Annotated in this window: 24 protein-coding genes and 1 pseudogene; 10 read left to right on the top strand and 15 right to left on the bottom strand. The window is 61.7% G+C overall.

Annotated elements, in window-relative coordinates; genetic code table 11:
• Positions 1 to 86 precede the first annotated feature (86 nt).
• From QF043_RS20865 to QF043_RS20875, 3 genes are read right to left on the bottom strand one after another with little or no spacing between them, the layout of a single operon-like run.
• Positions 87 to 1001 carry a biotin-dependent carboxyltransferase family protein gene (locus tag QF043_RS20865; RefSeq protein ID WP_307420022.1) on the bottom strand — a complete coding sequence of 305 codons (915 nt, stop codon included), beginning with the start codon at positions 999 to 1001 and terminating at the stop codon, positions 87 to 89.
• A complete protein-coding gene (gene pxpB, locus QF043_RS20870) occupies positions 998 to 1702 on the bottom strand; it encodes a 5-oxoprolinase subunit PxpB (protein WP_307420023.1) in 705 nt (234 codons plus the stop codon). The genes QF043_RS20865 and pxpB overlap by 4 nt, the downstream gene beginning before the upstream one ends.
• Positions 1699 to 2439 (bottom strand): 5-oxoprolinase subunit PxpA, encoded by a 741-nt coding sequence (locus QF043_RS20875; protein ID WP_307420024.1) that lies wholly within the window; start codon positions 2437 to 2439, stop codon positions 1699 to 1701. The genes pxpB and QF043_RS20875 overlap by 4 nt, the downstream gene beginning before the upstream one ends.
• A 175-nt stretch (positions 2440 to 2614) precedes the next feature.
• Here QF043_RS20875 and QF043_RS20880 point away from each other — a divergent pair, with 175 nt between their 5' ends.
• Entirely contained in the window at positions 2615 to 3535 is a 921-nt protein-coding gene (locus tag QF043_RS20880; protein ID WP_305458597.1) for a LysR family transcriptional regulator, read from the top strand.
• A 36-nt stretch (positions 3536 to 3571) separates the two neighbouring features.
• Here the strand turns inward: QF043_RS20880 and QF043_RS20885 are convergent, their stop codons facing one another.
• Genes QF043_RS20885 through QF043_RS20895 form a run of 3 tightly spaced genes read right to left on the bottom strand, consistent with a single transcriptional unit; the run spans position 3572 to position 5469 of the window.
• Positions 3572 to 4114, bottom strand: coding sequence for a DUF2937 family protein (locus tag QF043_RS20885; protein WP_307420025.1), 543 nt, complete (start codon positions 4112 to 4114; stop codon positions 3572 to 3574).
• A gap of 11 nt (positions 4115 to 4125) precedes the next feature.
• Positions 4126 to 4902 carry a class II glutamine amidotransferase gene (locus QF043_RS20890; RefSeq protein WP_056857305.1) on the bottom strand — a complete coding sequence of 259 codons (777 nt, stop codon included), beginning with the start codon at positions 4900 to 4902 and terminating at the stop codon, positions 4126 to 4128.
• 30 nt (positions 4903 to 4932) lie between these two features.
• Positions 4933 to 5469, bottom strand: coding sequence for a hypothetical protein (locus QF043_RS20895; RefSeq protein WP_063611647.1), 537 nt, complete (start codon positions 5467 to 5469; stop codon positions 4933 to 4935).
• Between the two features lie 21 nt (positions 5470 to 5490).
• On the opposite strand from QF043_RS20895, the pseudogene QF043_RS20900 reads away from it, so the two are divergent.
• Together QF043_RS20900 and QF043_RS20905 are read left to right on the top strand one after the other, a co-directional pair.
• Positions 5491 to 7534, top strand: a pseudogene (locus QF043_RS20900) (S9 family peptidase).
• A gap of 70 nt (positions 7535 to 7604) precedes the next feature.
• Entirely contained in the window at positions 7605 to 8078 is a 474-nt protein-coding gene (locus QF043_RS20905) for a cyclic nucleotide-binding domain-containing protein (RefSeq protein ID WP_307420026.1), read from the top strand.
• Here the strand turns inward: QF043_RS20905 and QF043_RS20910 are convergent.
• Entirely contained in the window at positions 8075 to 8359 is a 285-nt protein-coding gene (locus QF043_RS20910) for a hypothetical protein (protein ID WP_065929157.1), read from the bottom strand. The genes QF043_RS20905 and QF043_RS20910 overlap by 4 nt on opposite strands.
• A gap of 78 nt (positions 8360 to 8437) precedes the next feature.
• Here QF043_RS20910 and QF043_RS20915 point away from each other — a divergent pair, with 78 nt between their 5' ends.
• Positions 8438 to 9124: a spermidine synthase gene (locus QF043_RS20915; protein WP_307420027.1), complete on the top strand. Its 687-nt coding sequence runs from the start codon at positions 8438 to 8440 to the stop codon at positions 9122 to 9124.
• 161 nt (positions 9125 to 9285) lie between these two features.
• On the opposite strand, the gene QF043_RS20920 is transcribed toward QF043_RS20915, so the two are convergent.
• Positions 9286 to 10206, bottom strand: a complete 921-nt coding sequence (locus QF043_RS20920) for a ParB/Srx family N-terminal domain-containing protein (protein ID WP_307420028.1) — start codon at positions 10204 to 10206, stop codon at positions 9286 to 9288.
• Between the two features lie 151 nt (positions 10207 to 10357).
• On the opposite strand from QF043_RS20920, the gene QF043_RS20925 reads away from it, so the two are divergent.
• From QF043_RS20925 to QF043_RS20935, 3 genes are all read left to right on the top strand, one after another.
• Positions 10358 to 10732 (top strand): YajD family HNH nuclease, encoded by a 375-nt coding sequence (locus QF043_RS20925; protein WP_003210675.1) that lies wholly within the window; start codon positions 10358 to 10360, stop codon positions 10730 to 10732.
• 162 nt (positions 10733 to 10894) lie between these two features.
• On the top strand, positions 10895 to 11362 hold the full coding sequence (locus tag QF043_RS20930; protein WP_003189607.1) for an RNA methyltransferase: 468 nt from the start codon (positions 10895 to 10897) through the stop codon (positions 11360 to 11362).
• Between the two features lie 67 nt (positions 11363 to 11429).
• A complete protein-coding gene (locus QF043_RS20935; RefSeq protein ID WP_307420029.1) occupies positions 11430 to 11771 on the top strand; it encodes a DUF2892 domain-containing protein in 342 nt (113 codons plus the stop codon).
• A 134-nt stretch (positions 11772 to 11905) separates the two neighbouring features.
• Here the strand turns inward: QF043_RS20935 and QF043_RS20940 are convergent, their stop codons facing one another.
• Both QF043_RS20940 and QF043_RS20945 read right to left on the bottom strand, forming a co-directional pair.
• Complete coding sequence (locus QF043_RS20940) at positions 11906 to 13126, bottom strand: hypothetical protein (RefSeq protein WP_307420031.1); 1221 nt, start codon at positions 13124 to 13126, stop codon at positions 11906 to 11908.
• 14 nt (positions 13127 to 13140) lie between these two features.
• Positions 13141 to 13590, bottom strand: a complete 450-nt coding sequence (locus tag QF043_RS20945; protein WP_058419594.1) for a YcgN family cysteine cluster protein — start codon at positions 13588 to 13590, stop codon at positions 13141 to 13143.
• A 153-nt stretch (positions 13591 to 13743) separates the two neighbouring features.
• On the opposite strand from QF043_RS20945, the gene QF043_RS20950 reads away from it, so the two are divergent.
• On the top strand, positions 13744 to 14328 hold the full coding sequence (locus tag QF043_RS20950; RefSeq protein WP_305458592.1) for a nitroreductase family protein: 585 nt from the start codon (positions 13744 to 13746) through the stop codon (positions 14326 to 14328).
• Positions 14329 to 14482: 154 nt separating this feature from the next.
• Here QF043_RS20950 and QF043_RS20955 read toward each other — a convergent pair whose 3' ends face one another.
• From QF043_RS20955 to QF043_RS20975, 5 genes are all read right to left on the bottom strand, one after another.
• Positions 14483 to 15415 carry a D-2-hydroxyacid dehydrogenase gene (locus QF043_RS20955; RefSeq protein ID WP_307420032.1) on the bottom strand — a complete coding sequence of 311 codons (933 nt, stop codon included), beginning with the start codon at positions 15413 to 15415 and terminating at the stop codon, positions 14483 to 14485.
• Between the two features lie 108 nt (positions 15416 to 15523).
• Positions 15524 to 15817: a YcgL domain-containing protein gene (locus tag QF043_RS20960; RefSeq protein ID WP_056857316.1), complete on the bottom strand. Its 294-nt coding sequence runs from the start codon at positions 15815 to 15817 to the stop codon at positions 15524 to 15526.
• On the bottom strand, positions 15814 to 16947 hold the full coding sequence (gene rnd / locus QF043_RS20965) for a ribonuclease D (protein WP_056857317.1): 1134 nt from the start codon (positions 16945 to 16947) through the stop codon (positions 15814 to 15816). The genes QF043_RS20960 and rnd overlap by 4 nt, the downstream gene beginning before the upstream one ends.
• Before the next feature lie 122 nt (positions 16948 to 17069).
• Positions 17070 to 17669, bottom strand: a complete 600-nt coding sequence (locus tag QF043_RS20970; protein ID WP_056857318.1) for a class I SAM-dependent methyltransferase — start codon at positions 17667 to 17669, stop codon at positions 17070 to 17072.
• A 240-nt stretch (positions 17670 to 17909) separates the two neighbouring features.
• The gene (locus QF043_RS20975) at positions 17910 to 19280 is read right to left on the bottom strand and encodes a glutamine synthetase family protein (protein ID WP_307420033.1); all 1371 of its coding nucleotides are present in this window, start codon (positions 19278 to 19280) and stop codon (positions 17910 to 17912) included.
• A gap of 357 nt (positions 19281 to 19637) precedes the next feature.
• Here QF043_RS20975 and QF043_RS20980 point away from each other — a divergent pair, with 357 nt between their 5' ends.
• Together QF043_RS20980 and QF043_RS20985 are read left to right on the top strand one after the other, a co-directional pair.
• Positions 19638 to 20402 carry a transporter substrate-binding domain-containing protein gene (locus QF043_RS20980; RefSeq protein WP_065929149.1) on the top strand — a complete coding sequence of 255 codons (765 nt, stop codon included), beginning with the start codon at positions 19638 to 19640 and terminating at the stop codon, positions 20400 to 20402.
• Positions 20403 to 20452: 50 nt separating this feature from the next.
• Complete coding sequence (locus QF043_RS20985; protein ID WP_307420034.1) at positions 20453 to 21289, top strand: cache domain-containing protein; 837 nt, start codon at positions 20453 to 20455, stop codon at positions 21287 to 21289.
• Positions 21290 to 21364 lie beyond the last annotated feature (75 nt).

The raw sequence follows: 21364 nt of genomic DNA on the forward strand, positions 1-21364 counted from the left end.
CGCAGGCAAGCCAGCTCCCACATTTTGAATGCATTCCAAAGTTGAAATGCATTCCCCCTGTGGGAGCTGGCTTGCCTGCGATGCTTTCAGCAATTCCCAAACCGCTGCAAAAACTCGATGTGCTGCCGATGCGCGGTCTCCTGCACCACCGGCGCCAACCTCACCTTCTCCCCCGGCAAACACTGCGCCAACCGCGCCAATGCCAACGGCGTCAGTGCGCCCAAACGCGGATAACCGCCAATCGTCTGCCGATCATTGAGCAACACAATCGGCTGCCCATCCGGCGGCACCTGAATCGCGCCCAGCGCAATCCCTTCAGAAATCAACGACGGCCCCTGGTACTGCAACGGCGTGCCCAGCAAACGCATGCCCATGCGATCGGCGCGGCTGTCCAGCGACCAGTCGGTATTGAATGCATCGAACAGGCTCTGCCCGCTGAACTGGCCGATCTGCGCGCCGACAATCACCTCCAGCGGCGCTTTTGCCGGCAGATCAGGCGTGCTCAGCACGTTCATCGCGCCGCCCGTACCGGAATAAACCAACCGCCCGCCTTCGGCCAAGGCCTTGCCGAAACCGTCCAGCCCACCCAATTCCTCACGTACCACCGTGGCGCAACTGCCCAGCACAGCCGGCGCATCAAACCCGCCGGGCGCCGCCAGGTAAGCTCGCGCACCGCTGAACGGCTGGGTAAAGCGCAGACGCTGGCCCTTTTGCAGGATAAAACTGCGCCCAGGGCTGATGGCGCGTTCGTCGATATAGGCGCCCAAATCCGCCCCGGCCAATGCCAGCAAACAATAGTCTTCGGCCTGCACGGTAAACCCGCCCAAGGTGATTTCCACCACCGGTGCATCCAGCGCATTGCCCAGCAGCCAATTGGCCCAGGACATCGACACCCAATCCAGCGCACCGCCCTGGGTCACGCCCAGGTGGCGCACGCCAAAGCGCCCGGCGTCCTGCAACAGGCACAGCGGCGTGCTGGCCTCGATCAACAAGCGGCTCATGCCCGCGCCTCCAACGGCGTGTCATCGCCACCCAAATGGATGAATTCGGCGTGGCCGACCGCTTCGAAACGCACCGTATCGCCCGGTTGCATCAGGCTGTAGCCGTCACGCTCACGGTCGAACAGTTTGGTCGGGGTGCGGCCGATCAGGTTCCAGCCGCCCGGCGACACCACCGGGTAGGCGGCGGTTTGCCGCTCGGCAATCCCGACACTGCCGGCCGCCACACGTTTACGCGGTGTGTTGAGGCGAGGCGTGGCGAGGATTTCATCCACCAACCCCATAAAGGCAAAGCCGGGCGCGAAGCCGAGGGCAAATACTTGGTATTCGTGGGCACTGTGGCGCTGGATCACGTCCTCAACCGACAACCCGCTGCGCTGGCTGAGCAAGGTCAGTTCCGGGCCGACACTCAGGTCGTACCACACCGGCAACACGTGGCACTGGCCGCTGCCTTGCGCCTGGGGTTGCAAGTCGGTCAGCGCCTGATCGATCAGTTCCCGCGCTTGAGCGGGGCTCAGCGCAGTCAGGTCGTAATGCACCATCAAGGTGGTGTAGGACGGCACCAGATCCACCAGCGCGGCGCCAAAACCTTCGCGCAGGCGCTGGGTCGCGGCAAGCATCCACGGCATGTTGGCTTCGGCAATCACCTCAAACAGACGCACCATCAGGCAGTCGATGGCCACCACTTCGATGCGCGGCTTCATGCTGGCTTCAACGCCTCGCGGATGCGCTGCACAGCGGCGATCGAGCTGGCGTTATCGCCGTGTACGCACAGGGTGTTGGCCTGCAACACCAGGGCGCTGCCGTCGCTGGCCGTCAGGGCTTGCCCACGGGAAATGGTCAGGGCTTGCTGCACGATGGTGTCGGCGTCGTGATGGACCGCACCCGGCAACTGGCGCGAAACCAGATGGCCCTTGGGGTCATAGGCGCGATCAGCGAAGGCTTCGAACCACAGTGTCAGGCCGAACTCATCGCCCAGTGCCTGGGCCTCGCTGTTGTCGCTTTTGGCCAGCAACATCAGGGGCAAGTCGCCATACGCGGCCACAGCCTGCATCACCGCACGCAGTTGCGCCGGCTTGGCCATCATGTCGTTGTACAGCGCGCCGTGGGGTTTGACATAGCTGACGCGGGTACCCTGCGCACGGCAGATGCCCTCAAGGGCACCGATCTGGTAGTGCATCAGGTCCTGGATTTCCTGCGGCGTATAGGCCATGGAGCGGCGGCCGAACCCTTGCAGGTCCTGGTAGGCCGGGTGCGCGCCGATCTGCACAGCGTGCTTGAGGGCCAGGCTGACGGTCTGGCGCATGATGCTGGGGTCGCCGGCATGAAAGCCACAGGCCACGTTGGCGCAATCGATGAACGGCATGACCTCGGCGTCCAGACCCAGGGTCCAGTTGCCAAAGCTTTCGCCAATATCGCAATTCAAAAGCAGACGGCTCACGGTGGTTGCTCCTGTAGGCTTTGTATTTTTTGTAGTGTGGGATTTTTTACGCAGAACTCGCAACTTGTCCTGACACCCTAACGGCGCTTATCGTGGAATGCCTCGATTTTTGGCGTTTGCCGGGTGCGGCGTCCAACTAATAAAAACCGATCCAAGCATAAGAAAAGTTGATCCCATGAATTTGAAGTTCCTCGAAACCTTCGTCTGGGTGGCCAAGCTCAAAAGCTTTCGCCTGACCGCCGAGAAGCTGTTCACCACCCAGGCCTCGATTTCCAGCCGCATCGCCGTGCTCGAAAGCGAGTTGGGTGTGAAGCTGTTTCTGCGCGACTCACGCGGCGTGAGCCTGACCCCGGAAGGCTTGAAGGTGCTCGATTATGCCGAGCAGATGATGGTCACCATGCAGGGTTTGAAGCAGTCCCTGGAGACCACCAGCAGCAAGGTGGGGCGCATCCGCATCGGCGCCATGGACACGGTGATCCACACCTGGCTGAGCCAGTTGGTGGCGCAATTGATGGAGCACTTCCCGCGAGTAGAAATCGAACTGGTCGCCGATACCGCGTTAAACCTCAGCGATCAACTGCAAAAAGGCTTCCTCGACCTGATCCTGCAAACCGACCTGCTGCGCCTGGAAACCGTGCGCAGCCTGGAGCTGGCCAGCCATCCCATGGCCTGGATCGTCGCCAGCCAGTCTATCTACAACCGTGACTACGCCTCCCTCGCCGAACTGGCCCAGGAGCGCATCATCACCTACTCGAAAAACTCCCACCCGCACCAGGATGTGCTGAGCCTGATGCAGGCCAACGGGGTGGCCTCGCCACGCATGAACTGCGTGAACTCGGTGTCGGCGATTACCCGCTTGCTGCGCGATGGTTTCGGGATTGGCGCGTTACCGCCGGTGCTGGTGATGGAAGAATTGGCTCGAGGGGAATTGGTGATGCTGCCCATGGCGCAACGCCTGCCGAATTTGCAGGTGGTGGTGTCGTGGCGCGTGGGGGTGGAGTTGGTGGAGGAGATTGTCGGGTTGTGCCAGAAGGTGGTGGCGCGGTATGCCGAGGAAGTGGGTGAAAACCGGATGCTGCTGGCGAAACCGGATTAAACAGGTGGGAGCTGGCTTGCCAGCTCCCACAGGCCTTTAGAGGCCTTTAAGGTCGCGCTCTTCGATCGGCCGGCTCTGGCGCAGGCGCTTGCCGCCCAACACCACCCAGTCGATCAGGCGGTACAGGCATTCGAGGCCGAACGACAACAGCATCGCCCCGCCCAAGCCCCAGCCCATTGCCTCAGGCGTCAGCAGGATCTGGTAGCTGTAGCCATTCCAGGTTTCCAGGCGGATATCCGGGTCGGCAGCCACCGCCACTTGCAGTGCGCGGATGTACCAGGGGCCTTGCATGGCCTGGAACTGCTTGTCCAACGCCACCTGACGATCGAGCAAAGTGCCCAGGCTGTTGGCATCGCTGCGAAACACCGGGTCATCACTGGCGCGGTAATGGGCCACCAACGCCTGCAAGTCGCCATTGAAGAACTGCTGCGCCGTGGCATCAAAGCCGCGCAGGCCAGTCTGGGCTTCGATCAAATGGGCTTCGACGCGCTTGGCGTAGTCGTTGATAAACCCCGGCACTTGCACGCCGACCAACAAGCCAATGGCAAACAGCACCAACCGCAGATAACTGAGCAACATGGTCGATATCCTTACTCGGTAACGCCTTGGCTGACGCATTCACCACGTCGCCACAGGCTCCATTGGCCCGGTTCGTAGCGGGTCCAGTTTTCATTGTCGGTCAAGGGTTCAGTGGCGATCACCGTGACCACGTCATTGGGCGTGGTTTCGGCCTGAAAATCGACGATCACGTCGACATCTTTCAAGCGCGCCGGGCCAAACGGTGCGCGCCGGGTGATCTGTGCCAGTTTGGTCGAGCAATAGCAAAACAGCCAGTCACCGTCGCTGAGCAGGCAGTTGAACACGCCTTTGCTGCGGTACTCGGCGCAGGCGGCGATCAGGTCCGGCAGCACTTGCTCGATTTCCACCGGCTCCGGGAAGGCTTCGCGCACGCGGTTGAGCAAGTCGCAGAACGCCGCTTCGCTGTCGGTATCGCCAACTGGCCGGTAGAACGTGGCGCGCGGGTTAAAGTCGGCCAGCTGGCCGTTATGCGCAAAGCACCAGTTACGGCCCCACAGTTCGCGCACGAATGGGTGCGTGTTGGCCAGGCTCACCTTGCCCACATTGGCCTGGCGGATATGGCCGATCACCACTTCACTTTTGATTGGATAACGCTGCACCAGCAGTGCAACCTCGGACTCGCTGCTCGCGGCCGGGTCCTGGAACAGCCGCAGGCCACGGCCTTCGTAAAACGCGATGCCCCAACCGTCGCGGTGGGGGCCGGTACGCCCGCCGCGCTGCATCAGCCCGGTAAAGCTGAACACGATATCGGTGGGGACGTTGGCACTCATGCCCAATAATTCACACATGCCAAGGCTCTCGCTGCAGGGCTTACAACGTTAAAGGCGCGGCTCAACCCGCAGATTGCCGGCAGGGGCCGGGCGACGGAAAGGTTCGTCGTCTTCGTCTACCGGTTCGGCGGCCAGGGCGGCATCGGCAGCGGCCTTGCGTTCACGGCGGGCGTTGGCGGCGCGCTCGATGGGCCAGCGGATCAGCACGAACACGATATACACGCCAAACGCGATCATGGTGTACATGAACAGGTCGGAGATGGCCCGCCAGGCGTTATTGCCCACATGCAGCACCAGGTCCAGGGCGGTGATGGCCACGGCTGGCGCAAACTGGGTCTTGACCGGGTCGACGATGGTCGGGCTGAACAACAACACCGCCATCAGCAATTGCAGCGGCTCGCGCAGCCAGCGCCAGATCCAGCGGGTCATGCGCCACCACACCAACAGGCAGCCCAAAGCGGCGAAGGCGTAAAGGCCCCAAGCGGTCAGATAGTCGTTCTCGGTCATGGTGTCCATGGCAAGGCTGGCAAAGAGGCGGCTATGATAACGGCTTTTGCGTGTCTCGGCTGCAATGCCTGCCACCATCCGCCAGACAGAGAGTGATCCATGCCTATATCGACCGCCCCGATCGCCCGCAAGGCCCAAGGCCCAGACCCGTACGCCTGGTTGCAGGAACGTGACACACCTGAAGTGCTCGACTACCTCAAAGCCGAAAACGCCTGGCAGGAAGGCCAGCTCGCCGACCAGCAAGCCCTGCGTGAAAGCCTGTTCGAAGAGATCAAGGGCCGCATCCTGGAAACCGACCTGTCGTTGCCTTCGCCATGGGGCCCGTACCTGTATTACACGCGCACCACCGCCGGTGATGAATACGCCCGCCACTACCGCTGCCGTCGCCCGGCGGATGACAGCAACACGGTGGACGAAAGCAGCGAAGAACTGCTGCTGGACCCGAACGTGCTGGCCAATGGCGGCTTTTTCTCCCTCGGTGCGTTCAGCATCAGCCCCGACCACCAGCGCCTGGCCTACAGCCTCGACACCAGTGGTGAAGAGATTTACACCCTGTACGTGAAGGAATTAGCCACCGGCAAGGTCAGCGAACTGGAGTTTGAAGACTGCGACGGCAGCATGACCTGGGCCAACGACAGCCTGACGCTGTTCTTCGGCGAACTGGACGACACCCACCGCCCGCACAAGCTTTACCGCTACCGCCTGGATGGCACGGCGGCGCAGGAAGTGTTCCACGAGCCCGACGGGCGGTTCTTCCTGCATTGCTACCGTTCCAGCTCCGAGCGCCAGTTGCTGCTGGCTCTGGGCAGCAAGACCACCAGCGAAATCTGGGCGTTGGACGCCGACCAGCCACAGCAGGCTTTCACCTGCCTGGCGCCACGGGTCGAAGACCATGAATACGATGTCGACCACGGCATGCTGGATGATAAATGGACCTGGTTTATCCGCAGCAACCGTGACGGTATCAACTATGCGCTGTTCGTCGCCACCGACACCGGCAGTGTGCCGACTGAGGATCAATGGCAGAACCTGATCCCCCACAGCGATGACGTGATGCTCGACGGCGTGACCCTCAATGCCAGCGCCATGACCTTGAGCCTGCGTATCGGCGGCCTGCCGGTGATCGAGGTGCACCCGCAGGGTTCGAGCGCCTATCGCGTGGAATTGCCTGACGCCGCCTACAGCCTTTACGTGCAAAACAGCCTGGAATTTGCCAGCGACAAGATCCGCCTGCGTTATGAAGCCCTGAACCGTCCGGCCCAGGTGCGCCAGCTTGAACTGGCCAGCGGCGCGCAGGTGGTGCTCAAGGAAACCCCGGTACTCGGCGTGTTCAACGCCGACGATTACATCAGCCAACGGCTGTGGGCGACGTCTGCAGACGGCACCCAGGTGCCGATCAGCCTGGTGGTCAAGCGTGATCAGCTGGGCAAACCCACACCGCTGTACCTCTATGGCTACGGCGCCTACGGTTCAAGCCTCGACCCGTGGTTCTCCCATGCGCGCCTGAGCCTGCTGGAGCGCGGCGTGGCATTTGCCATCGCGCATGTACGCGGCGGCGGCGAACTGGGCGAAGCCTGGTATCGCAACGGCAAGCAGGAGCATAAACAGAACACCTTCAGCGACTTTATCGCCTGCGCCGAGCACTTGATCGCCGAAGGGCTGACCAGCTCCAAGCAGCTGGCTATCAGCGGCGGCAGCGCCGGCGGCCTGTTGATCGGCGCGGTGCTCAATCAACGCCCGGAGCTGTTCCAGGCGGCGATTGCCGAAGTGCCGTTCGTCGACGTGCTCAACACCATGCTCGACCCGGAACTGCCGCTGACCATCACCGAATACGACGAGTGGGGTAACCCGCAAGAGCCTGAGGTGTACGAACGCATCAAGGCCTACGCCCCCTATGAAAACGTCCAGGCCCAGGCTTACCCGCACATGCTGGTGATTGCCGGTTACAACGACAGCCGCGTGCAGTATTGGGAAGCGGCCAAATGGGTAGCCAAATTGCGCGAGACCAAAACCGACCCCAACCTGTTGCTGCTCAAGACCGAGCTCGGTGCCGGCCATGGCGGGATGAGGCGGGCGTTATCAGGGATTACGTGACGTAGCGCTCGAATATGGCTTTGTCTTCAAGGCCCTGGGCCTCGTTTAAGGAACTTAGCAAGGCGGTCCTGTCTGAACACAAGACCGCCCGACTTGATTGATGGACCAAGATTGCAGCTATGCCACTACCGACTCTGATGAACAACGAAATTCGCGACATGCTCATGGATTGCGGCCTGTTCGACCCGCTGTTGCCGGAAGATTTTCACGTGGCCGCCGGCTACTTCAACATCAGCAGCATCGCCCGCGACGAGGTGATTTTCCTCGAGGGCGATGCCGGCACCTTCATGTGCATCCTGCACAGCGGCCAGGTGGCCGTGCAGAAAACCAATCACAGCGGCCAGCGCCTGACCATCGCCACCCTGCGCAGTGGCCGGGCGTTTGGCGAGATGGCGGTGCTTGACGGCGAGCGGCGCTCCGCCAGTTGCGTGGCCGCCAGTGATTGCGTGCTGTTGAACCTGGGCAAAGATGCGCTGGAAAAAATGCTCAACGAAGCCCCCAGGGTGGCGGCCAAGATCATTCGCGCGATTGCGATTGCCTTGTCCAAGCGCCTGCGCATGGCCGACGGGCAATTACTGTCCCAGCCATTTTAACCGCCGGGCGTCTTCGGCTTGCTGTCATTTTGCAGCAGGCCGGGCACCGTCTGATCCTTGGGCGGCGTGGGCAACACAATCGGCACCAGCGCGGGCGAACCATTGGCGGAGGCTTTAGGCGCCACAGGCGGGGTGACTTGCGGGTACAAGGTGGGCGTCGGTGTGCCCGGTGCACCGGGTGTTGGCGCAGGCGCCACCGGCACGGTTTGCGCCTCTTGCGCCTGCGCCGCACCCAATGTGAGCGCGCTTAACGCAATGACCGTTAGAATGCTGCACTTCATCGATGGCTCCATGGCCTGACCGGAATGTCGTAAGGCTACTCCCAACCGCGCAAGAATGCCCTTCCCAATGAGATTTCCATGAAACGTTTCGTTCTGCTCGACACCACCCCGATCCCCGACAACGGCGGTGCCTTGTGCCTGTTCGAATACGGCGAGGATTTTGTCATCAAGATCCAGGGCGGTGACGGCGGCCAGTTGATGAACACGCGCATGCATGGCTCCGAAGACGCGCTGGCGGAGATTCCGTGCCGTAAAGTCGCCGGCCGGCCGGGTTCGCGGGTATTGATCGGCGGCCTGGGCATGGGCTTTACCCTGGCCTCGGCACTCAAGCATTTGGGCAAAAGCGCCGAAGTGGTGGTGGCGGAATTGGTGCCCGGCGTCGTGGAATGGAACCGTGGCCCGCTGGGGGAAAAATCCGGCCGTCCGCTGCTGGACCCACGCACGGTGATCCGCCTGGAAGACGTGGCCAAGGTGCTGCAGGCCGAGCCCCAGGGCTTTGACGCGATCATGCTGGATGTGGACAACGGCCCTGAAGGCCTGACGCAAAAGGCCAACAGCTGGCTGTATTCGGCCGGTGGCCTGGCCGCGTGTGCCAAGGCGCTGCGGCCTAAAGGCGTGCTGGCGGTATGGTCAGCCAGCGCCGACAAGCTGTTCAGCGACAAACTGCGCAAAGCCGGGTTCAAGGCCGAGGAAGTGCAAGTGTTTGCCCATGGCAGCAAGGGCACCCGGCATACCATCTGGATTGCCGAGAAGCTTAAGGGCTGAGGCAAACCCACAAATGCCATAGATCCAAATGTGGGAGCGGGCTTGTGTGGGAGCTGGCTTGCCTGCGATTGCATCACCGCGGTCTACCTGAATCACCGAGGTGCCGGCATCGCAGGCAAGCCAGCTCCCACACCAGCCAGCTCCCAAGTTTTGGCCTTTTATCAGCCTTTGGATTTTCGGTAATCGATCACATACGGCACTTTTTTCTCGAAGGTCTTGTCCAGCTCGCCCTGGTCCAGTTGGGTCATACCGCCCAGTTGCCTGGCGGTGAAACCGCTGCTCCCCACCTGTGAACCCGGCGCCAGGCTGACCATGCGTTTGGCAACCGCCTCAATCGCGTCCTTATAGCCGCCCTTTTTGTTCAAGTTGTACGCCTTCAAATCAATCTGCGTACGCAGCCAGTTGCCCCAGTAGAACTCCAGGAATTCCGGCGCAATCGCGCCATCGTCCGGCTTGCCGTAGGCGGCCTTGCGGGTGAAATACACCAGGCTGCGAAAGGTGTCGTCCTGCAGGTTCTTGAAGCCCAGGTGCGCGGGCAGTTGCTGCGGCGGCAGGGTCTGGCCCTGATTGTCCTTGAGCCAGACCTTGCGGGCCGCCTCCATACGCTGCCAGAAGGTATTCATGTCGGCGCTGTTGCTGAAGTCATCAGTTACCTTGACCCACATTTTCAACTGCGGGCCGCCGCCGGGCACTTCCCACAAGGTGGTGAAACTGTGGTGACCGTCGGTCAGGTACAACTGGCCGCCGGGGCCGACCACCACGGTTTTCATGTCGTCGGGGTGGGCGCCCACCGGGTCCTTGCAGGTGAAGCTGTCGGGTTGGTGCAGGTCGGCTTTCTTCGGCACGTTGTCGGCGGCGCCCTGGCCGTTGGTTTCGCAGTATTCGTCGAACACCTTGGCCGGTTTGTCGGCGAACAGCCCCAGGCTGTAGTAGATCTGGTCAAAGCCCACCACGGCCTGGGTCGGGTGCAGTTGCTCGAGGGCCACCTCGATCACCTGGCCGGGCCTGGGTGTGGAGAACGCCTGGGCTTGAGCGGCCAGCACGCTGAGCAGCAGGGCTGCGGTCCATGTGTACACACGCATAGGTGTCAGGTCCTTGTGAAGTGAATGTGCCGATACTACAAACGTTCGCTAAAGCCCGGCTGTACCGCAGCTGAAAAAGCCAGCGGTCATTTGCCGCGCGAGCGGCTAGAATCAACCCTATCCGTGAACCCCCAAATAGCCAGGAGCCATGATGAGCTCGACCAACCCGCCCTCCCACACCGCCAAGCTGGACCGCATCCTCGCCGATGCCCAGCGCGACCGGGAAATGGGCTACCGCGACAAAGCCTTGAAGATGTACCCGCACGTGTGCGGCCGCTGCGCCCGTGAGTTTGCCGGCAAACGCTTGAGCGAACTGACCGTACACCATCGCAACCACAATCATGATGACAACCCCCAGGACGGTTCCAACTGGGAGTTGCTGTGCCTGTACTGCCACGACAACGAACACTCGCGCTACACCGACCAGCAGTACTTCGGCGAAGGTTCCACCAGCAGCCCGACGATTGCCAAGGCCACGCACAACCCGTTTGCGGCGTTGGCGGGGTTGATGAAGAAGGACGACTGAAGCCCTTCTTTGTCTGTGCGGGCCTCATCGCAGGCAAGCCAGCTCCCACAGGGGAATGCATTCCAAGTGTGGGAGCCGGGCTTGCCCGCGATAGCGATCGCCCAAGCAACACATGCCGCCAAGGCCGTATAATCGCGGTTTTCCTCCAAGGCACCCTTCCCCGTGGGCAATAAACGCTACAGCTGCATCGGTCTGTATAACCCCAAATCCCCCGAAAACGTCGGCTCGGTGATGCGCGCCGCCGGCTGCTACGGCGTGGCCTCGGTGTTTTACACCGGCGTGCGTTACGAGCGCGCCCGGGACTTCATCACCGACACCAAGAAGGTCCACCACGACATTCCGTTGATCGGCATCGATGACCTGAAAAAGATCCTGCCGCTGGGCTGTATCCCGGTCGCCGTGGAGCTGGTCGAAGGCGCCCGCCCGCTGCCCGAGTACACGCACCCCGACCGCGCGCTGTACATCTTCGGCCCCGAAGACGGCTCGCTGGACAAAGAGATCCGCGACTGGTGTGAAGACGTGGTGTACATCCCGACCACCGGCTGCATGAACCTGGCCGCCACCGTCAATGTGGTGCTCTACGACCGTCTGGCCAAGGGCAACAACACCCGCTCGGGCCCCAAGTACTGATATTTCGGGAACATCCGCCACCTGCAAACAGTCAGCTACTTACACTTGCCTTTGTTGGAGACACACCATGAGCGACAGCAAAACCCTGCGACCTATCATCGAACACCTGCAACCAGCCCCCAAAAGTACGCAAAACGTGCACGGGTCGGAACGCATTCTTTCGGTGGCCGGCGGTGTGATGATGGTCGGCAAAGGCCTGCGCCGTGGCGGCATCTTCGGGCTGATCCAGGTGGCGATTGGTGGCGTGGCGCTGGTGCGCGGCGTGACCGGGCACAGCTCGCTCAAGGACAAGCTGGAGCAAGGCCGCCAGGAAATGAACAGCGTGCGTACCAAGATCGAACGCGCGGGCGAAGAGTTGAAGAACTTGAAGACCAAGGCTGAAGTGGCGGCGGAGAAAGCCACTAAATAATCAAACTGAACGCGGTCAAATGTGGGAGCGGGCTTGCTCGCGAAAGCGGAGTGTCAGTCGCCATGTGTTTGGCTGACACACCGTATTCGCGAGCAAGCCCGCTCCCACATTTTTGCTGTGTGCAAGACTGGAAATCAGCGCAGTAACTTGGAGTCCAGCACCACCGACGACTCGCCGATCACACTTTCAGCCAACTGCACAAACTCCGCCGTATTCACACTGTTCGCGCGCATTACCGCCTGCGCCAGATCATCCAGCGAGCGCTTGTTGTGGGTCTTGACGCGGATCTCGCGGTCCAGCTCCTGCAACACCAGCACCGCCCGCGCCACGCTCGCAGCGTTGACGTGATCGCCGCGCAGGCTGGTCACGCCCTTGCCTTCCTTGGCCAACCGCGTCTGTATCGCCGCATAGCGCTCATCGGTAATGCCGCCGGCACGCCGCAGCAGTTCAATGGCGTAATACTCGCCCAATCCTTCGCTGATCCAGTCACTGGTATCGTGGTCGTTAAAACGGCCAATGGCTTGCACCACTTCACGCAACAATGGGCTGCTGCCGTTTTCGCTGATCAGCGGCGTGCGGCTGTTGAGGTAAATCGAATCGCGCGCCGGGAAAGCGCCACGGCGCATCGGGTCGCTGGCGCCGACGATCAGCAGCTTGGCCGGATGGCGCGGCAGTGCGGCCTCCATTTGCGGCCACACGAACGTCAGCAGCGTCAGCACATCCATACGGCGCATGGCTTGGCCCTTGGGCGAGGCCACGGTGACGTCGGTGTCACCCAGGCGCACGCGACGGCTGCCGAGGTTACCCGCGAGCATCCAGCCGGTAGGCCGGTCGAACAGGCGGGACACATTGTTGATACGAAATGTATGCTTGCCGATACGCGGCCAGGCGGTTTCGACGCTTTTCCAGCCGGCCGGTAACTCGAACATCAGCCGCGACACCAGCTCGGTACCGTCCTGCTGGTCGAGCCGCGCAGCCGGCACCAGGTCTTCGCCACGAAACAGCGCCCAGCTCGGCGTCATCCGTGCCTCATACACGCCCGGCTTGCGCGCATGGCTAAGGCGCACGCGGTACGTCAGGCTGGCCTTGTCGGCGCTGGGTTGCCACAGGCCACGACTGCCGGTGACCTGCCATTGGCCGTCGGCCTTGAAGTCGCTGTAGTCGCCGTCACGGCCCAGGTCGAAGTTCAGGCTGCGCACGGCCGAGCCCTGGGACAGGCTCACGCGCACCTCGGCCTGATCACTCTGGGGCAGCAGCTTGACGTGATAATCCAGGTCGACTTTCTTCGCGCACCACGCAGGCAGGCTCAGTGTCAGCAGCACTAAAGATGCCGCCAGCCGGGTTGCCACCCTCATACACACTCCTTTTTTCAGCCTGCGCGGAAGATCAGGTAATCCTCCCAGTCATCTTCGGGCACGCTGCCTTCGGCGAGCATGCGACCGGACTGGGAAATGCGTTCATGGTGCACGGCATCGCGGTCGCCACACACCAGGTGGTGCCACAGCGGCAGGTCCTTGCGTTCGCTGACCAGGCGATAGCCGCAGGTCGGCGGCAGCCATTTGAACTGGTCAGCCTGGCCCGGCGTGAGCTGGATGCAATCGGGCACCGAGGCGCGGCGGTTGGCATAGTCGCTGCACTGGCAGGTTTTTAGATCAAGCAATTTGCAGGCGATGCGCGTGTAATAGACGCTGTTGTCGTCTTCATCCTCAAGCTTTTGCAGGCAGCACAGGCCACAGCCGTCGCACAACGACTCCCACTCCTCCTGGTCGAGGTGTTCAAGGGTTTTGCGTATCCAGAAAGGTTCGACTTTGGCGGCCATGGCTCTACATCAGTATCGGTAGGTGAAAAGGCCGCCAGTCTAGTGCCCAAGGCTCCCGGGGCCAAGCGCTTACGACTGGCGGTGCAACAACACTTGTCAGTCCAGTGGGCGCGCAGTAGCTTTGAAGGCCGAATTGACGATCAGGAACTGCCCATGACACGCGTTGCCGATTACCCGATCCACACCCAATTCACCGAGCGCTGGTCGCCCCGTGCCTTTACCGGCGAAAGCATTGCGCAAGAGACGTTACTGAGCTTCTTCGAAGCCGCTCGCTGGGCGCCGTCGGCCTACAACTCGCAGCCATGGCGCTTTCTCTACGCACGCCGCGACACGCCAAACTGGGAGCGTTTCCTGGGTTTGCTCAATGAATTCAACCGTGGTTGGGCGCAACACGCGTCAGCCCTGGTGATCATCGCCTCGAAAACCGACTTTATCGCCCCCGGCGCTACTGAAGAAACCCCGGCGCTGTGGCACACCTTCGACACCGGTTCGGCCTGGGGCCACCTGGCGCTGCAAGCCAGCCTCAGCGGCTGGCATACCCACGGCATGGCCGGTTTCGATCAGGAGCTGACCCGCAAGGAGCTGAAGATTCCAGAAGGTTACGCGCTGCACGCGGCTGTGGCCGTGGGCAAGCTGGGGGACAAGTCGAGCTTGCCGGAGTACCTGCAAGGTCGTGAAGCCCCAAGCCCGCGTCGGCCGCTGAGCGAGCTGGTGTCGGAGGGTGATTTCAGCCTGTAAGCCGTACACAGAACCCAATGTGTGAGCTGGCTTGTGTGGGAGCTGGCTTGCCTGCGATGCGGGCACCTCGGTGATTCAGGTAGACCGAGGTGATGCTATCGCAGGCAAGCCAGCTCCCACATAAGCCCAACTCCCACATTAGCCTTGTGTTGGGTCAATAGCCCCTTTCGAAGCTGACTTCCCCGCGCAACGCTTCCTTGGCCTGATAAGCCCTTAGATTCTGCACAAACAACTCCACCATCATCCCCGGCGACGTCGGCGCGGAACTGTGCCCGGTCAGCAGCAAGCCCCAGGCGGTCCAGAACGGGTGGCGTTGCGGCAAAGGCTCCTGACGGCACACGTCGATCACCGCGCCGGCCAAGTGCCCTTCTTTGAGCGCCTCGACCAAATCGGCATCGACCACCGCCACGCCGCGCCCGACGTTGATAAACAACCCGGTCGGCTTGAATTGCTTGAACAGCGCCGCATCGTACAAATCATGGGTGTCAGGCGTGTTCGGCAGCAGGTTGATCACGTAGTCCACCTCGCCCACCAGCCGGCTGAGTTGGTCCAGCCCGGCCACTTCGATAAACGGGGCCTGTTCCCGCGCGCTGCTGGCAATCCCGTAGAGCTTGACGCCAAACGGCAGCAAAAAATCAGCCACGCTCTGGCCGATATCGCCGGTGCCAACCACCAGTACCTTGCGCCCCGACAGGCTCTGGCCCATGCGGTTGTCCCACTTGCGCTCGACCTGGCTGACCAGCCGCGCCAGCACTTCGCGCTCATGCCCGAGCATATAGGTGAGCACAAACTCGGCCATGACTTGGCCAAAGATGCCGACCGCGCGGGTCAGGCGATAGTCGCGCGGCAAGCCATCGGCCAGCAGCGGCGTGATCCCCGCCCAGGTCGATTGCAGCCATTGCGGCTTATGGCCCTGGCGCAGCAAGGTGGCGAGCAGGTCCGGCTGGCCCAGCCAAACCGGGCAATCGGCGGCCAGGCGCGACAATTGGGCCGAGTCGCCGCTGGTCAACACCTCAACGTCCGGGGCCGCTTCGCTCAGCAATTGGGCGTAGAGCGGGTGATCCTGTTCAGCAATCAGAACACGCATGGTTCAAACCTTTCAAAAACAGTGCAGACGGCCGCCCGCTTCCTTACGGCCACCGCCAATCGAATACGAGTCCATAAAAGAATGTGCCCTGAACAGGGCACTGAACGGTTACATCGGGTCGTTGCGGCGCAGCAGCTCTTCGGGCAAGTGCTCGATGTACTCATCCTCGGCCGGCGGCATTTGCAGGTGGTAGCCCTGTTTGTCGAGGTTTTCCAGGACCACGGTGATGTCCTCGCGCGACAGCTTGCGCTCGGGCGTCAGTATCATCTCGAACGCGAGATGGGCCTTGCCGAAGGCGGCCATCAACGGCTCCGGCACGCGCTCCAGCGCATCGCTTTTGAGCACGTAGAGGTACATCCCGTCTTTTTTCAAGCTGCGATAGATGGAGCAAATACGTTTCAAGGCTGTTCTCCGGCAGTGGCCAGGCTGTCGAGCAGCGCCTGGCCCATCAACTCGCGGCGCCAGCCACGCAGCGAGTCTGGCAATGTATAAGGCCCATCGGGGTAGCCACTTTTAACCAGGGCTTCGAGGGTTTTCTTGCGCAGCATCAGTTCCGGCGCCATCTCCAGGCGCTCGGCCTCGGCCTGGCCCAGGGCGCGCAGTTGCTTGATCAGCGCAGCGGCATCCACCGGCAACGGTTCGGCCACGGCGGGCGGCCACTGGTCCATCGACACGCTGGCGGCGCGTTTGATCAGGTCCAGCAGGAACTGGCCATCCTGACGCACGGTGCGCGGGTGCATGTCTTCGATCTTGCCCAACGCGGCGAGGTTATCCGGCTGAGACTTGGCCAGGGGCCACAACGAGTGCTCACGAATGATGCGGTTGCGCGGCAGGTCTCGGGCGCGGGCCTGCTGTTCGCGCCAGGCGCACAGTTCGCGCAATACCGCGAGCTGGGCACGCGAGAGTTTCCACGCCAGCTTGGCGTCGCGGTACACCTCATACGGGTCGACTTCGCGGCGCAGGTTGGCCACCAGCTCGGCGCCGTCTTCCAGTACCCAGGCGTATTTGTCATCCGACAGCTGCGGGCGCAAGCGCACATAGACCTCGGCCAGGTGCACCGCGTCTTCGGCGGCATAGCTCACCTGCGTCTCGGACAATGGTCGCTGCAGCCAGTCCGAGCGGGTTTCGCCCTTGGGCAGTTCGATATCCAGCACGGCCTGCACCAGGCGCGAGTAGCCCATGGAGAAACCGAGGTTCAGGTAAGCCGCCGCCAATTGAGTGTCGAACAACGGCACTGGCAGGCTGCCGGTCAGGCGCAGCAGCACTTCCAGGTCTTCGCTGCAGGCATGCACCACCTTGATCACCGCCGGGTTCTCCAGCAAGGCGGCCAAGGGTTGCCAGTTGTCGATGGTCAGGGGGTCGATCAGGTAAGCGCGAACGCCATCACCGATCTGGATCAGCCCGGCAATGGGATAAAAGGTGTCGACCCGCATGAATTCGGTGTCGAGGGCGACGAATGGCAACTGCTGCCATTCGGCGCAATGCTGGCCGAGGCTATCGTTGTCGCAGATCCAGTGAATATCGATGGCCACACGGCTCTCCCTTGAAGAATGGCGCGCAGTATATATCGCGAAAGGGACTTGCGAGCATCCGCAGTGCACACACCATCATGAAAACTCTGACTAGAGATGGAGAATAGTCCGACAGGCGGGAGTTATCCCCTCTTACGCAAAACATAGACACGCCACAACTTGGAGCCCGGCAGGAACTCCTGGTGATGAAGGACTTTGAACCCGGCCTGGCGGAATTCGTCCTCCACCGGCGTGCGCGAGTTCACTGAGACAATCACTGTATCGCGGCTGACACGGTGGAATTCGCGCAACAGCGCTATTCGCACGTCGCTGCTGGGCACATGACGAAACAGTTCCAGGCAGAAAATGCAGTCCACCGCGTTGGCCGACAGGCCGATGGAAAACGCCGAGCCCTGGAACGTCTTGACCCGCTTGAGCAGCGCCGCCGGGTGATGGGTGCGCGCGTGGTCGAGCATGGCCTGGGAATTGTCCGAGGCCAGGATCACCCGGTTGACGTGTTCGGCCAACACCGGCCAGAACCGGCCCGAGCCACACGCCAAGTCCAGGATCAACCCAGGCTCGCCCGCCACTTTCAATGCCTGGCGCACCAACCGTTCATCACGCCAGGCCGCCAGACGCTTGAGCAGCGCGGGCGGACGCGTGTCGCCGCAGACCTGGGCATGCTCGCGGTCACAGCGTTCGGCGAATTCAATCTCGATAGAGGATGGTGGTTGTGGCGACATCGCGGGCTCATGTGGGTGGAACGGTGGTGAACGACCTTGATCCGCAGCTTAACCACTGCAACGTGAAAAAAAGGTTGAAACCGTGACGGCTATAGAACACCGGCGATCGACTGTGAGAGCTGGCTTGCCTGCGATGCAGACACCTCGGTGTATCAGGTACACCGAGTTGATGCCTTCGCAGGCAAGCCAGCTCCCACAGAAAAGCAGCGCTTCGGTGTATCCAAATCTGCTGCCAGCGGATCACGCCTGATGCAGGTACCAGCGCCAATCTTGCTCGCCCACCTCCCCCATGAACTGGCGATATTCCTCACGTTTCACCGCCAAATAGACGCCGAGGAACTCACTGCCAAACGCTTCCCGCGCCCAGCTTGAACCCTCCAGCGCACGCAAGGTGGTCAGCCAGTCGGTGGGCAGCAATGCATTGGCCTGGGCGTACCCGTTGCCTTCCACCGGCGCGCCGGGGTCGCGCTGTTCGCGAATGCCTCGGTGAATACCCGCCAGGATGGCAGCAGCCGCCAGGTATGGGTTGGCGTCGGCTCCGCAAATCCGGTGTTCGATATGCCGCGAATGAGCCGGCCCGCCCGGTACGCGCAAGCTGACGGTGCGGTTATCCACGCCCCAGGTGGCCGCCAACGGCGCATAGCTGTTGGTCTGGAAACGCCGGTAGGAGTTGGCATTCGGGCAAAACATCAGCAGCGAATCGAGCAAAGTGCTGAGCATGCCGCCCACCGCCTGGCGCAGCAGCGGCGTGCCATCGGCGGCCTCACTGGCAAACAGGTTATTGCCCTGGGCATCCGCCAGGCTCACATGCATGTGCATGCCGGTGCCCGCCAAGTCATCGAATGGCTTGGCCATAAAGCAGGCGGTCATCCCGTGTTTATGCGCCACGCCCTTGACCAGGCGCTTGTAGCGCACCGCTTCGTCCATGGCTTGCAACGCATCCGCGCGATGTTCCAGGGTGATTTCCACCTGGCCCGGCGCGTATTCGGAAATCGCCGTGCGCGCCGGAATGCCTTGCAGCTTGCAGGCGCTGTAGAGGTCGGCCAGGAACGGCTCGATCTGCTCCAGCTCACGCAGGCCGTACACCTGGGTCGAGCGCGGGCGATTGCCGTCAACATCCCGTGCCGGTTGCGGTCGGCCGTTGCTGTCGGGTTTCTGGTCGAGCAGGTAAAACTCCAACTCCGCCGCCATCACCGGGTAATAACCGTCGGCCTTGAGCCCGTCGATAACCTTGGCCAACACATGCCGAGGGTCAGCCACGGTGGCCGGCAAGCCTTCGGTGGGGTGCATGCTGACTTGCACGGCGGCTGTCGGGATCAGGCGCCACGGCATGCGCTGCAAGCTGCCGCTGACCGGGTAGGCGCGACAGTCGATATCGCCGACTTCCCACACCAGCCCGGAGTTTTCCACGTCGTCGCCATTAATCGTCAGGCCCAGGATAGTGCTGGGCAACGGGCGGCCACTTTCATACACCGCCAACAGCTCATCGCGGTGCAGCAACTTGCCGCGCGGTACGCCGTTGTTATCGAGGATAAACAGCTCGAACATTTCGATGTCCGGGTGCTGTTCAAGAAAAGACCGGGCTTCTTGCAGGCTGGCAAAAACACTCATGGGAACTCTCATACGTTTGCGTCAGGCAGGCGCACAGGCGCCGCCGGGCAGATGCGCACAGGTGCGCGTCATCCATGGGGCAGATCAACGTAAGAGCAAGGTATCCGGTGGGCGCGCATGTCGGCAGTGGAACAAGGCCCAGAAGGCCAGCGCGGACGGCAGTGTCGCGAGGTGAGTGTCGGGAGAGCCGTCCATGGGAGAGTCACAGTGAGGTAGATGCCCGGCAGCGTCACACGCGTACAAATGTTGTTCAATTGCGGGTTGACGGAGTTTGGTTGCGGCCTGGCTAAACAATTGTCATCCCCGCGTATAGCTGGAAATAATGGCGACCCGAGCATGCCCCAAGGATTCGACCGCATGAAAGCTCCCCTGGCCTTCTGTTTACTGGCAAGCGTGGCCACCCACGCCCTGGCCGATTCACGCCTGGACGAGGTGCTGCAAACCGGCACCCTCAGCGTCTGCACCACCGGCGACTACAAGCCCTACACGTCGTTGCGTGCCGATGGGCGCTACGAAGGCATTGATATCGCCATGGCCGAGTCCCTGGCCAAGAGCCTCAACGCCACCATCCAGTGGGTGCCCACCACCTGGAAAACCCTGATGCCCGATTTCCTCGCCCAGCGCTGCGACATCGCGGTGGGCGGTATTTCGGTGTCGTTGGAACGCCAGAAAAAAGCCTTCTTCAGCCAGCCCCTCGGCGTCGATGGCAAGATCCCGCTGGTGCGTTGCGCCGATGTCCAGCGCTACCAGAGCGTTGAGCAGATCAACCAGCCGCAGGTGCGGGTGATCGAGCCGGCGGGCGGCACCAACGAGGTGTTTGCCCGCGCCCACCTGGCCAAGGCGCAAATTCGCCTGCACGACAACGTGACCATTTTCGACGAACTGCTGGCGGGCAAGGCCGACGTGATGATCACCGACGCGAGCGAAGCGCGCTTCCAGCAAAAACAGAAGCCGGGGCTGTGTGCGGTCAACCCCGAGCGGCAGATGCAATACAGCGAAAAAGCCTTTTTGCTGCCCCGCGACGATGTGGCGTGGAAAAGCTACGTCGACCAGTGGTTGCACCTGAGCATGGCCACCGGGGTGTATGACGGCATCGTCAATCAATGGCTGGCGGCGCCTTGAGCCGGAGCCGTCTACGCTGTGGTCACATCAACAATCATGAGGGATGGATAATGAAGGGACTCTTGCGACTCACCTGGCTGCTGCTGTTGGGTTTCAGTCAGGTACACGCGGCCACTCAGGAAGAGGACGCCCAGGCCGCCAAGGCGTTGCTGGAAAAGGCCGTCACCTACTTTCAAAGCAACGGCGACAAGGCGTTCGCCGCGTTCAGTCGCCAAGGCGAGTTTATCGACCATGACCGCTATGTGTTCGTGGTTGATACCAAGGGAGTGCTCTTGGCCAGCGGCGGGCCCTCCTCTGCCTTGATCGGCCGCGATGTGTCCGAAGTGCTCGGGCCAGACCTGCAAGCCTCATTTAAACAGGCGCTGGCCGTGCCCGAAGGCCAGGGCATCCAACAAGCCGACTATCGCTGGCAGAACTGGAACGACGGCAAGGTTGAGCACAAGCATGTGTTTTATCAGCGCGTGGGTGAGCGCATTCTGGCGGTGGGTTACTACCTGCCACGGGCCACTCCGGAACAGGCCCGGGCGTTACGCAACAAGGCAGTGAATGCACTGAACAAGGACGAAGCCGGCACGCTCAAGGCGATCAATTCATTGCAGGGCGGCTTTCTGCAGGATGATCTGTATGTATTTGTGGTCGACCTGAACACCGGGCGCTATGTGGCGCACGGCACCAACCTGCGACTGGTCAATACCGACTTTCGCAAGATCAAGGACCCGGATGGCAAGCCGGTGGGCGAGCCGATTCTTAAACTGATGGCCGAGCAGGATCAGGGGGAATACAAGTACCGCTGGAAGAACCCGGTGACCGACAAGGTTGAGAACAAGCATGCGTACGTGCGCAAGGCCGGGCATTTCATGGTAGCGGTGGGGTACTACAGCCCCTGATCTGAGTAGGAATGCCATCCATTGTGGGAGCTGGCTTGCCTGCGATAACGGTGGGTCAGCTTGCTTATATGAAAC

The sequence above is a fragment of the Pseudomonas sp. W3I7 genome (genome assembly GCF_030816095.1).
GTDB lineage: Bacteria > Pseudomonadota > Gammaproteobacteria > Pseudomonadales > Pseudomonadaceae > Aquipseudomonas > Aquipseudomonas salomonii.

Coding starts and splice junctions, on each gene's coding strand:
- QF043_RS20950 (WP_305458592.1), top strand. CDS start 13,744: ATGACACGCGTTGCCGATTACCCGATCCACACCCAATTCACCGAGCGC.
- QF043_RS20980 (WP_065929149.1), top strand. CDS start 19,638: ATGAAAGCTCCCCTGGCCTTCTGTTTACTGGCAAGCGTGGCCACCCAC.
- QF043_RS20865 (WP_307420022.1), bottom strand. CDS start 1,001: ATGAGCCGCTTGTTGATCGAGGCCAGCACGCCGCTGTGCCTGTTGCAG.
- QF043_RS20885 (WP_307420025.1), bottom strand. CDS start 4,114: ATGTTGCTCAGTTATCTGCGGTTGGTGCTGTTTGCCATTGGCTTGTTG.
- QF043_RS20945 (WP_058419594.1), bottom strand. CDS start 13,590: ATGGCCGCCAAAGTCGAACCTTTCTGGATACGCAAAACCCTTGAACAC.
- QF043_RS20970 (WP_056857318.1), bottom strand. CDS start 17,669: ATGTCGCCACAACCACCATCCTCTATCGAGATTGAATTCGCCGAACGC.
- pxpB (WP_307420023.1), bottom strand. CDS start 1,702: ATGAAGCCGCGCATCGAAGTGGTGGCCATCGACTGCCTGATGGTGCGT.
- QF043_RS20975 (WP_307420033.1), bottom strand. CDS start 19,280: ATGAGTGTTTTTGCCAGCCTGCAAGAAGCCCGGTCTTTTCTTGAACAG.
- QF043_RS20985 (WP_307420034.1), top strand. CDS start 20,453: ATGAAGGGACTCTTGCGACTCACCTGGCTGCTGCTGTTGGGTTTCAGT.
- QF043_RS20895 (WP_063611647.1), bottom strand. CDS start 5,469: ATGGTGGCAGGCATTGCAGCCGAGACACGCAAAAGCCGTTATCATAGC.
- QF043_RS20905 (WP_307420026.1), top strand. CDS start 7,605: ATGCCACTACCGACTCTGATGAACAACGAAATTCGCGACATGCTCATG.
- QF043_RS20910 (WP_065929157.1), bottom strand. CDS start 8,359: ATGAAGTGCAGCATTCTAACGGTCATTGCGTTAAGCGCGCTCACATTG.
- QF043_RS20925 (WP_003210675.1), top strand. CDS start 10,358: ATGAGCTCGACCAACCCGCCCTCCCACACCGCCAAGCTGGACCGCATC.
- QF043_RS20955 (WP_307420032.1), bottom strand. CDS start 15,415: ATGCGTGTTCTGATTGCTGAACAGGATCACCCGCTCTACGCCCAATTG.
- QF043_RS20890 (WP_056857305.1), bottom strand. CDS start 4,902: ATGTGTGAATTATTGGGCATGAGTGCCAACGTCCCCACCGATATCGTG.
- QF043_RS20915 (WP_307420027.1), top strand. CDS start 8,438: ATGAAACGTTTCGTTCTGCTCGACACCACCCCGATCCCCGACAACGGC.
- QF043_RS20880 (WP_305458597.1), top strand. CDS start 2,615: ATGAATTTGAAGTTCCTCGAAACCTTCGTCTGGGTGGCCAAGCTCAAA.
- QF043_RS20935 (WP_307420029.1), top strand. CDS start 11,430: ATGAGCGACAGCAAAACCCTGCGACCTATCATCGAACACCTGCAACCA.
- QF043_RS20940 (WP_307420031.1), bottom strand. CDS start 13,126: ATGAGGGTGGCAACCCGGCTGGCGGCATCTTTAGTGCTGCTGACACTG.
- QF043_RS20920 (WP_307420028.1), bottom strand. CDS start 10,206: ATGCGTGTGTACACATGGACCGCAGCCCTGCTGCTCAGCGTGCTGGCC.